The following is a 13092-nucleotide window of genomic DNA, read 5'->3' as shown; positions in this document are numbered from 1 at the left end:
AGGCGTACGGCCAAGCCAATTTCAGCGCGCTTGCGCCAGCGAGATCTCGACGAGCCGGCCCTCATGAACCTGCAGAACGCGGTCCATGCGGCTCGCAAGTTCCATATTGTGGGTCGCGATCAGCGCTGCGACGCCCTGGCGGCGGATAACATCGATCAGCTGACGGAACACATGCTCGGAAGTATGCGGATCGAGGTTTCCGGTCGGCTCGTCCGCGAGCAGAAGCCTTGGGCTGTTGGCAAGCCCGCGGCAAATGGCGGTGCGCTGCTGTTCGCCGCCCGATAGCTCGGCGGGACGATGCTCTCCCCGTCCTGCAAGACCGACACTCGCCAGAAGCTCGCGCGCGTGCGCCTCGGCAGCCTTCCGGTTGGTCCCTAAGATGAGCTGCGGAATGACGACGTTTTCAATCGCGCTGAATTCCGGCAACAGCTGATGAAACTGATAGACGAAGCCGATCTCTTTTCTACGCAGTTTCGTGCGCTCGGCTTCGGAGAGCGTTGCGCAGTCGCGACCGTTGATGATCACGCGGCCGCTGGTCGGAGATTCAAGCAATCCCGTGATGTGCAGAAGAGTCGATTTACCGGCGCCGGAGGGTCCGACTAGAGCCACGGCTTGACCGGGCCACAGAACGGCGTCGACGCCCGTCAGAACCGTGATCTCCTTTTCGCCTTGGCGGAATGACCGCGTGACGTTCTGGAGCTGCAAAATCGGCGCAACAGATGTGGTGTCCATGGGTCTCACTCGTACCGCAACGCTTCAACCGGATCGAGCTTCGACGCCTTCCACGATGGATAGAGCGTCGCAAGGACGGACAGCAGAAGCGCCATCAGGACAATGCCTCCCGTTTCGTGGATATCGATCTCGGCGGGCAACTTCGTCAGGTAGTAGACGCTCGGATCGAAGACTGTCGTGCCGGTGACCCACGACACGAAGTTCTTGATGTTCTCGATATTCCAGCAGAACACGACACCGAGGATGAGGCCCGCGAGCGTACCGACAACGCCGATCGACGCGCCGGTAATCAGGAATATTCGCATCACGGCGCCCTTGGTCGCGCCCATGGTTCTCAAGATCGCGATATCGCGGCCTTTGTCCTTCACGAGCATCATCAGACCGGAGATGATATTCAGCGCCGCGACGAGCACGATGAGCGAGAGGATGATGAACATCACGTTTCGCTCGACTGCGAGCACGTTAAAGAACGTTTCGTTGCGCTGGCGCCAATCGTTGATGGTTACCGATGGCCCGCCTGCATCCTTGATCAGATTGTTGTAGTGATCGACGTCTTCGGGGCGATCGACAACGACTTCTACGACATCGACCTCGCCGTTCTTCGAGAAATATTTCTGTGCTTCGGGGAGCGGCATGAAGATCATCATGCGGTCGTATTCGGACATGCCCAATTCAAAGATCGACGTGATCTGATAGGGCTTCGAACGGGGCGCGGTGCCGAACGGAGTTGCTGCTCCGCGCGGCGACACGAGCGTCACCGTATCGCCAAGGCCGACGCGCAGCTGGTTCGCCAAGCGCACGCCCATCGCGATGCCGGTCTGCTTATCGAAACCATCGAGCGTGCCGGCGCGAATGTTGTCTGAAACGAGTTTCAGCGATTTCAAATCGGTCTCGCGCACGCCTCGAACGAGACCGCCGAGCGCCTGCGTGCTCGAGGAGACCATCACCTGGCCTTCGATCACGGGCATGGCCATGACGACGCCGGGAACTTTCGAAATCGCACTCGAAATATCGGTGTAGTCGGTGAACGGATCGCCGATCTTCTGGACGATGACGTGGCCGTTGAGGCCCATGATCTTGCCGAACAGATCGTGCCGGAAGCCGTTCATCACGGCCATGACGATGATCAGCGTCGCGACGCCGAGCATGATGCCGAGAAACGAAAAGCCGGCGATGACCGAGATGAAGCCTTCCTTGCGCCGTGCGCGCAAATAGCGGCCTGCAATCATCCACTCGAAGGCGGAGAATGGCGCGGTGCCGCTGGAGGCGACCCGTTCCCCACCCAATCCAGCCGCGGCTTCACTGTGCCCTGAAACAGTCATTGTGGCCTCACCGCCGTTACCCCAATCGCGCGCCGCATCGCAGCTCCCTGTGTCGCAGTTAAGGCCGTAGACCGTATTCCAGCCGTTTTAGTATGCGCGTGCTATCAGCACGTACTCCTTCGCCGGTTCCCCCGTGAAGAAGCACGGCCCCGTGGCTTTCTCTTGCTCGAGCGGTGCGTTGCGGATCGTAAGCTTCAGCGCTTTCAAGCGGTCCGCGATGCTTTCGAGCGCTGCCCCTTCGGGACGCGACCAGGGCACCCGCACCCAGCCTTTGAAAGCGCCTGCCTCGTCGTCGCCCTCGCCCGGTCCGAAGTAGGCTTCAAGCTCTTCGAACGACTTGATGTTCGAGATGATGTTGCCATCGAGCCGCGCCTTCGCCTCGTTGTAGAGGTTTGCCTGGATCTCCTTCAGGAGCGCGGGGGCACCGGCGACGAAATCGGCGCGCGGCATCGTGTGCGAGATGATCTTATCGCCGTCGCGCAGACGATCACGGCGCATGAACGTGACGTTGCCGCCGCTTGCATCGCGGCCGCCGATTTCGACGATGACGGGCGCGCCGCGGCGTACCCAGTTCCAGCGCTTCTCGGCGGACTTGATCGGCTTCACATCGACGAGCGTGCGAATGCCGGCAGCCTTCAGCTCTTTCTCGAGGCTAGCGCAATATTCGATGAGTTCGGCGTCCTCGGGCTTTTCACGCAGCATCGGGACAAGAACGATCTGACGCGGAGCGATCATGGGCGGCAGGCGCAAACCGTCGTCGTCGCCGTGGGTCATGATCACGCCGCCGATCAGGCGCGTGGAGACGCCCCAGCTCGTCGTGTGGCAATAGGTGAGCTCACCCTTCGCATTCTGGAACTGGATGTTCTGCGCTTCGGCGAAGTGCGTGCCGAGGTAATGCGACGTGCCGGCCTGAAGGGCCTTGCCGTCCTGCATCATCGCTTCGATCGAATAGGTGTTATCGGCGCCGGGGAAACGCTCGTTCGCCGGTTTTTCGCCCGCGACAACCGGCATCGCGAGCACGTCTTCCGCAAACGTGCGGTAGACCTCGAGCATCTTCAGCGTCTCGGCGACTGCGTCTTCCCGATCCGCGTGCGCCGTGTGGCCTTCCTGCCAGAGGAACTCCGCGGTGCGCAGGAAGAGACGCGTACGCATTTCCCAGCGCACGACGTTCGCCCACTGATTTATGAGCAGCGGCAGGTCGCGATAGCTTTTGATCCAGCGTTGAAATGCATCCCCGATGATCGTCTCGGACGTCGGGCGGACGATCAGCGGCTCTTCGAGCTTGGCGTCGGGATCGACCACCAGCTTGCCGCCCTCGTTTTTCAGGCGGTGGTGCGTGACGACCGCCATTTCCTTGGCGAAACCTTCGACGTGCTCCGCCTCTTTGGCGAGAAAGCTCATCGGAATGAAAAGCGGGAAATAGCAGTTGTCGTGACCCGTATCCTTGATGCGGGCGTCGAGGTCGGCCTGGATGCGTTCCCAGACGCCCCAGCCCCATGGCTTGATGATCATGCAGCCGCGGACAGGGCTCGTCTCTGCCATGTCGCCGTCGCGGACGACCGCCTGGTACCATTCCGGAAAGTTCTGCTCGCGGGTGACGGAAAGGGCGCGCTTGCTCATCGTGCGGCCTCCGGCGCGCCAGTGTGCGAACGGGATGGACGGCAGGACAAGATCTTGGACATGCGCATTGCGGGCTCGCTCGTTAAATCCGCGCGGGCGAGCCGCGCCGTAGTCTCTTGGAATTCAGGAATTGAGCCTCAGCCGAATAGCCTTTTCATGCTGGCGTTGCAACGATGCAAAGCTGGCTGCCCAAAGGTTCAACGTCGCGGAGACGCGCGCGTCAGACGGCGAGACCGAGATAGCGCGCAATAGCGGGGGACCGCCCCGCTGGCAATCGGCGGCGTGGCGATAATCCACGACACTATGAGCTTTGATTGACTGCCAAATCGGGATTGGAGCGGTAAGTCTCAGATGTTCGCGATCACGGCGTAGACGCCCGCGAAGGTGATCGCCGCAACGATCGTATTGACCCAAAAAAGCCTGAGGACGTTCATTTTGTGGGGGGCGCTTTCAGAGGTGCCTGGAACAACCTCGCCAGCCTCGCCCTGAGTTTTCGCGAAGAAGGGTAGCACCGCAAATAGCGTGATGAACCACAGGCAAAGGAATGTTGCCACCGCTACTGACGTACGCATCGCACTGACCTTTATTCTCTTGGCTGCACCGAGGCCGCTTCAGACCTGCTCCAGCTCGACGAGAGTGCCGCAGAAATCCTTCGGATGCAGAAACAGCACGGGCTTACCGTGTGCGCCGATCTTTGGAGTGCCATCGCCGAGTACGCGAGCCCCCTGAGACTTCAACTGGTCGCGCGCCGCAATGATATCATCCACCTCGTAGCATACATGGTGAATTCCGCCGTCGGGAGACTTTTCGAGAAATTTCGCAATCGGCGAACCTTCGCCGAGCGGCTCGAGCAGCTCAATCTTGGTGTTTGGAAGCTCGATGAAAACGACGGTAACGCCGTGCTCCGGTTGCACGAGCGGCGGACCGACCTGCGCTCCCAGGGCATTTTTGTAAACAGCTGAAGCCTTTGCGAGATCTTTGACAGCTATGGCGACGTGGTTAAGGCGTCCGATCATGCTTGGGTCTCCGGCATGGCAAAGGCGAGCGAAATGTTACAGCGTTTTAGCTTCTGCCATCCACCACGGAGACCAGCACTTTGACAACTGGCTTCTTGCCCCATGCCTCGTTAATGGCGGCACGCACCGAGCGAAGCACCGCGTCCTGAACCATGGCGTGGTCTCCGCGCCGCTTCGGCGGAATCGAGCGGAGCGTTCCGTCGATGGCGTCGAGCACGATCTCGCGCATCGATTCTCCGTCACGATCGGCGGCAGGCACGCCCTCGAGCACGACCCCGGGCTCACCGATGATCTCGCCGCGCCGTGATAGGGCCATCGACACCACCGCTATGCCGACGAAGGATAGTTTCCGGCGGCTCTTAACGGGGCCTTCGATGTCCGGAACGATCAGATTGCCGTCGCGGAACAGGCGTCCGACCGGCAGTTGATCGACGACGCCCGCAGGCCCTGGCCACAGCTTCAAAAGATCGCCGTCGCCCATCGTGAATGTTTCGCTCGCTCCGCATTCGCGTGCGAGCTTGGCGTGCGCCCTCAGATGCCGTGCTTCGCCATGCATTGGAATGGCGATCTTCGGACGGATCCAGGCGTACATGTCCTTGAGTTCGTCGCGACGCGGATGACCCGTTACATGCACGAGCGCTTCGGCGTCGGTGACGATGTCGACGCCGAGCCGGGCCAAGCCATTCTGGATGCGCGAGACAGCTTTCTCGTTTCCGGGAATGGTGCGCGAGGAAAAGATGACGAGATCGCCCTTGTCGAGCGAGATGTCGGGATGCTCGTCTTCGGCGATACGCGCCATCGCTGCGCGCGGCTCACCCTGACTGCCGGTGCAAAGAACGACGATCTTGTCTCGCGGCAGATCCGAAAAGCGCTGCTGATCGAGATAGGTGAAGCCTTTCGGGAGATAACCCGTCTCGATCGCGACTTCGATAATGCGATGAAGCGCGCGTCCGGCAACGACGAGCGTACGGCCCGCCGCATGGCAAGCAGCCACGATCGAGGCGACGCGGGCGACATTCGACGCGAAGAGCGTTACGGCAACGCAACGGGGCGCGTCGGCGATTATCTTTTGCAACGTCTTCGCCACGTCGGTTTCCGACGCTGATCGGCCTTCGCGAAGCGCGTTTGTCGAGTCGCCAACCAAGGCCAGAACGCCTTCCGTGCCCAGCGCCTCGAGCCGTGCGGCATCATGCGGCCTGCCGACGACGGGCGTCGGATCGAGCTTCCAGTCGCCGGTGTGGAAGACGAGCCCTGCTGGCGTTCGGATCGCCAGACCGTTCGGCTCCGGGATCGAATGCGTAAGGCTCACGAACTCGACGTCGAAAGGACCGGCGTTGAAGCGGCCGCCGAGCGGCACTTCCTTGATCGGCAGAGTGAGCGTTCCGCCGAATTCGCCGACCTTCGTCTTCAACATTCCCGCCGTGAACGGCGTTGCAAAGATCGGACATTCGAGTGACGGCCAAAGGTCGATGACGGCGCCGATGTGATCTTCGTGCGCGTGGGTCAACACGAGGCCGGCGAGGTTTTTCCGCTCAGCTACGATATAGCGAAGGTCCGGCAGCACGACGTCGGCGCCGGGTTCGCTCTCATGAGGGAACGTGACGCCGAGATCGACCATCAACCAGGAACGCGCTCTCGGCGGGCCGAAGCCGTAGAGATAGACGTTCATGCCGATCTCGCCGAGGCCGCCGAGCGCGGCGAATACGAGTTCGTCGGGTCGCGAACTTCCCGATCGCGAAGGCTGGTCGCGATCGCTCATGGAGTTCCATCGCGTGCAACCTGGCTGACGAGCATGACGTCGCCGTAGCTGATCTCTTTGATATCGCCGTCTATGTCCGCACGCAGGGCGCCCGTTTCTGAAAGCCCCTGATAAGTTGCAGATAAAGGTCCAGCGACCGTATTGAGGACGATGGGTTCACCCATTGGGCCCGCGCGCTCGACCCAGGCCTCACGGATCGCGGGGAATCCCTCCCCCTCTTGCCAACGGTCGAGCCAGAAAAAGATCTTTTCTGACAGCGTCTCGGTGAAGGCGAGCGGCTCGGGAACTTTGCCATGATGGCGGAAGGCCGCGACTGCACGGCCAAGCGTGTCGGGTGAGGTGATCAAATTCAATCCAAAACCTAAAATCGCTAAAAAGCCGGAGCCCACGCGAGCGGACGTGCTCTCGACCAGGATTCCTCCGGCCTTGGCACTTCCTATTAAAATGTCGTTCGGCCATTTGAGGCGAAGATCGGTTCCCGGCGCAAGATCCATTGTGGCTCGAACGGCGTCTATCACCGCGATTCCGGCCAATAGTGACAATTGGCCCGCCTTCTCCATGGGCGCATTGCACCGGAATGCCACGCTGGCGTGAAGGTTACCTGGCTGGGAAACCCACGTCCGGCCGGAGCGGCCCCGGCCGCCCGTCTGGCTGTCGGCGAGGACCCATAGGGGAAGCTCTTCGCCGCCCAGGGCAAGACGCATGGCGTCAGCGTTCGTCGATCCCGTCTCGGCGAGATGGATGATACGAGGCACGGATTTGCCGTTCAAAAAGAGCTAGCGGGGCGGCACCAGCACCGAAGCTGCGGCCGTTGCTGCATCTACCACGGCTCCGCCGACGAAGGGCAAAACAAATGCCACCACGAAAGCAGCCGAAAGCGCCATGACCGCGAAGGTCCGGCCTTCGGTCGGCGAAAAGCCCTCGACCGACTCGTCGAAGAACATGATCTTCACGACCCGCAGATAGTAGTAGGCGCCGACAACGCTCGTGACGACGCCGATGACCGACAGCGGATAAAGCCCAGCCTTGATCGCCGGCAGGAAGACGTACCATTTCGCCCAGAACCCGGCGAGCGGCGGAATACCTGCAAGGGAAAACATCAGGACGGCCAGGATGGTCGCGAACGTCAGGTCGGTTTTCGCGAGACCAGAAAGGTCGGAGATGCTTTCGACGTTGCGGCCATTACGCTGCATCGAGAGGACACAGGCGAACGCGCCGAGCGTCATCGCCACGTAAATTACGAGATAAATCAGAACGCCGGCGGTGCCTTCGGTGTTGTTCGCCGCAAGGCCTATCAATGCGAAGCCGATGTTGCCGATCGAGGAGTATGCGAGCAGCCGTTTGACGTTGGTCTGGCCGATTGCAGCAAAGGAGCCGAGCGCCATCGAGGCGATCGAAATGAAGATAATGATCTGCTCCCATTGCGATGAAATGCCTGGGAGAGCCGCCTGGGTGAACCGCAGCAGCAGCGCCATGGCGGCGATCTTCGGCGCACCGGCGAAGAATGCTGTGACCGGCGTCGGCGCGCCTTGATAGACGTCCGGCGTCCACATGTGGAACGGCACGGCGGCAACCTTGAAGGCCAGACCGACCAGTACGAACACGAGGCCGACGGTCAGGCCGATGTTCGTGGCCATTTCCGGCATGTTCGCTGCGGCTGCGATCGTCGCGTAGCTCGTCGAGCCCGTCACGCCGTAGAGCATCGAGGCGCCGTAGAGAAGCATGCCCGACGACAACGCGCCGAGGACGAAATACTTCAGGCCGGCTTCGCTGGATTGCACATCATCGCGCTTGAACGCAGCGACGACGTAGAGCGCGAGCGATTGCAGCTCGAGGCCGAGATAAAGCGCGATGAGGTCATTCGCCGAGACCATCATCAGCATGCCGAGGGTCGCGAGAAGCACGAGCACCGGATATTCAAACAGCAGAAGCTTGGCGCGGCCAAAGTTGTCGAAGGTCATCAGCAGCGTCAAAGCGGCGCCGACGAGAATGACGATCTTCAGGAAGCGGGTAAACGCGTCGGAAACGAACGCTCCGCCAAAAATCGTTGAAGAGCCGCTGCCTTCGAATACGGCAATAGCAGCCGCGATCAATACCGCAATCGCAAGCCAAGTGACGTTGCGGCCCGACGTTTCGCCATTCGGTGAAAAGACACCGATCATCAAAAGCGCAATGGCGCCGATCGCGAGTATCAACTCCGGCAAAATGACGTGGAGGACCGAGCTATCCATTATTGGGTTCCTTGAGGCGCCGCCGATGCGGCCGCCATCCCCTGAGCGGATTGATAGTTTTGCACGAGGTTCTTCACCGATGTCGCCGTCACGTCGAGGACGGGTGCGGGATAGACACCGTAGAAAATGGTGAGGATCACGAGCGGCGCGAGGATCGCGATCTCACGCGGAGAGAGATCGAGAAGCTTCTTCAGGCTCGCCTTTTCAAGCACGCCGAAGATCACGCGGCGATAGAGATAGAGCGCGTAGGCCGCCGACAGGACAACGCCGGTCGTCGCCAGGATCGCGACCCACGTGTTGGCCTTGAAGGCCGACAGCAGCGTCAGGAATTCGCCGATGAAGCCGCTCGTTCCGGGCAGGCCGACGTTCGCCATCGTGAATACCATGAAGGCGACGGCGTATTTCGGCATCCGTTCGACGAGGCCGCCGTAGGCCGCAATCTCGCGCGTGTGCGTCCGGTCATAGATGACGCCGACGCAGAGGAAGAGCGCGGATGAAACGATGCCGTGGGACAGCATCTGGAAGATGGCGCCGTCGATGCCCTGCTGGGATGCGGTGAAGATGCCCATCGTCACGTAGCCCATGTGAGCAACGGACGAATAAGCGATGAGCTTCTTGATGTCTTCCTGCACGAGCGCGACGAGCGAGGTGTAGATGATTGCAACGATCGAGAGCGTAAAGACGAGCGGCGCGAGATCAGCCGAAGCGTTCGGGAACATCGGCAGCGAGAAGCGCAGGAAGCCGTAGCCTCCCATCTTCAAGAGAATGCCGGCGAGGATGACCGATCCGGCCGTCGGCGCTTCGACGTGCGCGTCGGGAAGCCAGGTGTGGACGGGCCACATCGGCATCTTCACGGCGAAGGACGCGAAGAACGCGATCCAGAGCCACCACTGCATGTCCGCGGGGAACTTCGTTTGCAGCAAGGTCGGGATGTCGGTCGTGCCTGCGTGCCAATACATCGCCATCATGGCGAGCAGCATCAGCACTGAGCCGAGCAAGGTATAGAGGAAGAACTTGAAGCTCGCGTAGACGCGCCGCTTGCCGCCCCAGACGCCGATGATGATGAACATCGGGATTAGGCCGCCCTCGAAGAAGAGGTAGAAAAGAACCATATCGAGCGCCGAGAAGACGCCGAGCATCAGCGTTTCCAAGACGAGGAACGCGATCATGTATTCCTTGACGCGCTCCTGGACCGACACCCAGCTCGCGAGGATGCAGAGCGGCATCAGGAACGTCGTCAGAATGACGAACAGCATCGAGATGCCATCGACACCCATCTTGTACTTCAACGGCCCGAGCCAAGGGTGCTCCTCAACGAACTGGAAGCCCGCGGTGTTCGTGTCGAAGTTGATCCAGATCAGCAGCGAAACCGCGAAGGTGACGAGCGTGGTCCAGAGCGCGATCCAGCGCGCGTTGCCTTTCGCTTCAGAGTTGAGCGTTGCGATCAGCAGCGCGCCGACAAGCGGCAGGAAGGTTACGACCGAGAGAATGTTGCTCATTTGAGCACCCCGCCAAAGAGCCCGTTGTAGGTGAGCCATGTCAGGATGGCCGCAACGCCGATCAGCATCGCGAAGGCATAGTGGTACATGTAGCCCGTCTGCAGCTTGACGACGCGGTCGGTGATCCGGACGACGCCCGCTGCGGTGCCATCGATCGCACCGTCGATTACGACGCCGTCGCCATCCTTCCAGAGGAAGCGGCCAATCGCGAATGCGGGTCGCACGAAGATGAAATTGTAGAGTTCGTCGAAGTACCACTTGTTCAGCAGGAACAGGTAGAGCGGGCGGAAGGTCCGCGCCGTTGCCGCCGGTAGCCACGGCGCTCCGATGTAGTAGACCCAGGCGATCGCAAAGCCCGCGAGCATCGCGATCAATGAGGAATAGGACACCCAACCCGGCACTTCGTGCATCTCGTGCAGGATGTGATTGTGCTCACCGCGGAAGAGCGCGGCGCCCCAGAACGCGGTCTCGTCATGACCGATGAAGTACGGAACGAAAAGGATGCCGGCCAGCACCGCGCCAAGCGAGAGAACGGCGAGCGGCAGCATCATTGTCGGCGGGCTTTCGTGCGCGTGATCATACGTATGATGGTCGGCGCGCGTCTCGCCATAGAAGGTCATGAAGATGAGGCGCCAAGAGTAGAACGACGTCATCAGCGCTGCGATGACGAGGAGCCAGAACGCGTAGTTGTTCGGCGTATCAGCAGCGTACGCAGCCTCGATGATGGCGTCTTTCGAGTAGAAGCCCGCAAAGCCCGCGAGATGCGGAATGCCGACGCCGGTCAACGCGAGCGTGCCGATCATCATCGCCGCGAACGTCCACGGGATTTTCTTTCGGAGGCCGCCCATCGCGCGCATATCCTGCTCGTGATGCATGGCGTGGATGACGGAGCCGGCGCCCAGGAACAACAGCGCCTTGAAGAAGGCGTGCGTGAAGAGGTGGAAGATGCCGGCGCCATACGCACCGATACCGCATGCAACGAACATGTAGCCGAGCTGCGAGCACGTCGAATAGGCGATGACGCGCTTGATGTCGTTCTGGACGAGGCCGACGGTCGCCGCGAAGAAGGCCGTGATCGCGCCGATGAGCGTCACGACAATGAGCGCATTCGGCGCCAGTTCAAAGATCGGCGACAGGCGGGCGACCATGAACACACCGGCTGTCACCATCGTCGCTGCATGAATGAGCGCGGAGACGGGTGTCGGGCCTTCCATGGCGTCCGGCAACCATGTGTGCAGCAGGAACTGGGCTGACTTGCCCATCGCTCCGACGAACAGCAGCAGCGAGAGCGTCGTCAGGATATCGACTTGGTGACCCGCAAAACTGAACGTCTTGCCGACGGCGCTCGGTGCGGCCGCGAACAGCGCGTCGAGATTGACCGTGTGGAAGACGAAGAACAGTCCGAAGATGCCGAGCGAGAAGCCGAAATCGCCGACGCGGTTGACGATGAAGGCCTTTATCGCGGCGGCATTGGCGGAGGGCTTCTGATACCAGAAGCCGATGAGAAGATAGGACGCGAGGCCTACGCCTTCCCAGCCGAAGAACATCTGCACGAGGTTGCCGCTGGTCACCAGCATCAGCATCGCGAAGGTGAAGAGCGAGAGATAGGCGAAGAAGCGTGGCCGCGACGGATCTTCGTGCATGTACCCGATGGAATAGAGATGCACGAGCGATGAGACGGTCGTTACGACGACGAGCATGACGGCCGTCAGCGTGTCGATCTTCAGCGACCATGACACGTCGAGTTCGCCTGATGTGATCCAGCGCATCAGCGTCACGTCGTGCGTTTCATGTCCAAGCGCGACCTGGAAAAACGCGACCCACGACAGCACGGCAGCGGTCATCAGGAACGCTGTCGTGACGACCTCGCTCGGCCGGGCGCCGATGGCGCGGCCAAAGAGACCTGCGATCAGCGCGCCCGCAAGCGGCAGAAAAACGATGGCGGCGTAAATCATTCCCGCCTCACCCCTTCATCATGTTGATGTCTTCGACCGCGATGGAGCCGCGGTTGCGGAAGTAGACGACCATGATCGCGAGGCCAATGGCGGATTCGGCCGCGGCGACGGTCAGCACGAAGAGCGCGAAGACCTGACCGACGAGGTCGCCATTGAAATGAGAAAACGCGACGAGGTTGATGTTGACCGCCAGCAGCATCAGCTCGATCGAGAGCAGGATGACGATGACGTTCTTTCTGTTCAGGAAGATGCCGAAGATGCCGAGCGTGAAGAGGCACGCGGCAACAACGAGATAATGTCCGAGACCTATGGTCATTCGGCTGCCTCCGGATGTTTGGCGGGCGGGATGACCGAACCACCGCTCGGAACCTTGATGACTTCGAGGCCCGTCGCCGGTCCGCGTGCGACCTGCGCGGCGATCGATTGACGCTTGACGCCCTGTCGATGCTTGAGCGTCAGCACGATGGCGCCGATCATCGCGACGAGCAGGATGAGGCCGGCTCCCTGGAAGTAGTAGACGTATTGCGTATAGAGGATTTCACCGAGCGCCCGGGTGTTGGTGACGCCCGTGGGGATAGGCGCAGATGGGGTCATCACCGGCGCGACCGCGAGGCCCCGGTAACCGACGAGCGCGACAAGCTCCGTCAGCACGATGCCGCCAATCAGCGCGCCGACTTTTGCATTCTTGATGAAGCCAGCTTTCAGCTCGGCAAAGTCAACGTCGAGCATCATGACGACGAACAGGAAGAGCACGGAAACCGCGCCGACGTAGACGATGACAAGCAGCATCGCCAGGAACTCGGCCTGGAGCAGAACGAAAAGTCCTGCCGCGTTGAAGAACGCCAGGATCAGAAACAGAACGGCGTGGACGGGGTTCTTCGTCAAAATGACGGAAGCGCCCGATACCACCGCGAGTACTGCAAAGAGATAGAAAAAGAGCGCCGATGCCATCGCCTTG

At 60.8% G+C, this 13092-nt stretch carries 12 protein-coding genes; all 12 read right to left on the bottom strand.

Annotation, left to right across the window (positions count from 1 at the left end):
* Positions 1-21: 21 nt before the first annotated feature.
* Positions 22-732: an ABC transporter ATP-binding protein gene (locus G359_RS07635; protein ID WP_045835631.1), complete on the bottom strand. Its 711-nt coding sequence runs from the start codon at positions 730-732 to the stop codon at positions 22-24.
* Positions 733-737: 5 nt separating this feature from the next.
* Positions 738-1961 (bottom strand): lipoprotein-releasing ABC transporter permease subunit, encoded by a 1224-nt coding sequence (locus G359_RS07630; protein WP_045835630.1) that lies wholly within the window; start codon positions 1959-1961, stop codon positions 738-740.
* A gap of 180 nt (positions 1962-2141) precedes the next feature.
* Complete coding sequence (proS, locus tag G359_RS07625; protein WP_045835629.1) at positions 2142-3674, bottom strand: proline--tRNA ligase; 1533 nt, start codon at positions 3672-3674, stop codon at positions 2142-2144.
* A 347-nt stretch (positions 3675-4021) separates the two neighbouring features.
* A complete protein-coding gene (locus G359_RS07620) occupies positions 4022-4246 on the bottom strand; it encodes a DUF1467 family protein (protein ID WP_045835628.1) in 225 nt (74 codons plus the stop codon).
* Positions 4247-4285: 39 nt separating this feature from the next.
* A complete protein-coding gene (gene mce, locus G359_RS07615; RefSeq protein WP_045835627.1) occupies positions 4286-4690 on the bottom strand; it encodes a methylmalonyl-CoA epimerase in 405 nt (134 codons plus the stop codon).
* A gap of 46 nt (positions 4691-4736) precedes the next feature.
* Positions 4737-6449, bottom strand: a complete 1713-nt coding sequence (locus G359_RS07610; protein ID WP_045835626.1) for a ribonuclease J — start codon at positions 6447-6449, stop codon at positions 4737-4739.
* Positions 6446-7204, bottom strand: coding sequence for a biotin--[acetyl-CoA-carboxylase] ligase (locus G359_RS07605; RefSeq protein ID WP_245279958.1), 759 nt, complete (start codon positions 7202-7204; stop codon positions 6446-6448). Before G359_RS07605 ends, G359_RS07610 begins: the two co-directional genes overlap by 4 nt.
* Before the next feature lie 21 nt (positions 7205-7225).
* A complete protein-coding gene (gene nuoN / locus G359_RS07600; protein WP_045835625.1) occupies positions 7226-8680 on the bottom strand; it encodes an NADH-quinone oxidoreductase subunit NuoN in 1455 nt (484 codons plus the stop codon).
* Complete coding sequence (locus tag G359_RS07595; protein ID WP_045835624.1) at positions 8680-10179, bottom strand: NADH-quinone oxidoreductase subunit M; 1500 nt, start codon at positions 10177-10179, stop codon at positions 8680-8682. Before G359_RS07595 ends, nuoN begins: the two co-directional genes overlap by 1 nt.
* The gene (gene nuoL / locus G359_RS07590; RefSeq protein WP_082072860.1) at positions 10176-12134 is read right to left on the bottom strand and encodes an NADH-quinone oxidoreductase subunit L; all 1959 of its coding nucleotides are present in this window, start codon (positions 12132-12134) and stop codon (positions 10176-10178) included. The genes G359_RS07595 and nuoL overlap by 4 nt, the downstream gene beginning before the upstream one ends.
* Positions 12135-12141: 7 nt before the next feature.
* A complete protein-coding gene (gene nuoK, locus G359_RS07585; RefSeq protein WP_013948504.1) occupies positions 12142-12450 on the bottom strand; it encodes an NADH-quinone oxidoreductase subunit NuoK in 309 nt (102 codons plus the stop codon).
* A complete protein-coding gene (locus tag G359_RS07580; RefSeq protein WP_045835623.1) occupies positions 12447-13085 on the bottom strand; it encodes an NADH-quinone oxidoreductase subunit J in 639 nt (212 codons plus the stop codon). Before G359_RS07580 ends, nuoK begins: the two co-directional genes overlap by 4 nt.
* Positions 13086-13092 lie beyond the last annotated feature (7 nt).

Origin of the sequence: Hyphomicrobium sp. 99, from assembly GCF_000384335.2 — a bacterium.
Taxonomy (GTDB): domain Bacteria; phylum Pseudomonadota; class Alphaproteobacteria; order Rhizobiales; family Hyphomicrobiaceae; genus Hyphomicrobium_B.
This window is presented reverse-complemented; position numbering and strand designations above follow the sequence as displayed.

Excerpts from the sequence above, each read along its gene's own strand:
- G359_RS07635 (WP_045835631.1), bottom strand. The coding sequence starts at position 732 with ATGGACACCACATCTGTTGCGCCGATTTTGCAGCTCCAGAACGTCACG.
- G359_RS07630 (WP_045835630.1), bottom strand. The coding sequence starts at position 1,961 with ATGATTGCAGGCCGCTATTTGCGCGCACGGCGCAAGGAAGGCTTCATC.
- proS (WP_045835629.1), bottom strand. The coding sequence starts at position 3,674 with ATGAGCAAGCGCGCCCTTTCCGTCACCCGCGAGCAGAACTTTCCGGAA.
- G359_RS07620 (WP_045835628.1), bottom strand. The coding sequence starts at position 4,246 with ATGCGTACGTCAGTAGCGGTGGCAACATTCCTTTGCCTGTGGTTCATC.
- mce (WP_045835627.1), bottom strand. The coding sequence starts at position 4,690 with ATGATCGGACGCCTTAACCACGTCGCCATAGCTGTCAAAGATCTCGCA.
- G359_RS07610 (WP_045835626.1), bottom strand. The coding sequence starts at position 6,449 with ATGAGCGATCGCGACCAGCCTTCGCGATCGGGAAGTTCGCGACCCGAC.
- nuoN (WP_045835625.1), bottom strand. The coding sequence starts at position 8,680 with ATGGATAGCTCGGTCCTCCACGTCATTTTGCCGGAGTTGATACTCGCG.
- G359_RS07595 (WP_045835624.1), bottom strand. The coding sequence starts at position 10,179 with ATGAGCAACATTCTCTCGGTCGTAACCTTCCTGCCGCTTGTCGGCGCG.
- nuoL (WP_082072860.1), bottom strand. The coding sequence starts at position 12,134 with ATGATTTACGCCGCCATCGTTTTTCTGCCGCTTGCGGGCGCGCTGATC.
- nuoK (WP_013948504.1), bottom strand. The coding sequence starts at position 12,450 with ATGACCATAGGTCTCGGACATTATCTCGTTGTTGCCGCGTGCCTCTTC.
- G359_RS07580 (WP_045835623.1), bottom strand. The coding sequence starts at position 13,085 with ATGGCATCGGCGCTCTTTTTCTATCTCTTTGCAGTACTCGCGGTGGTA.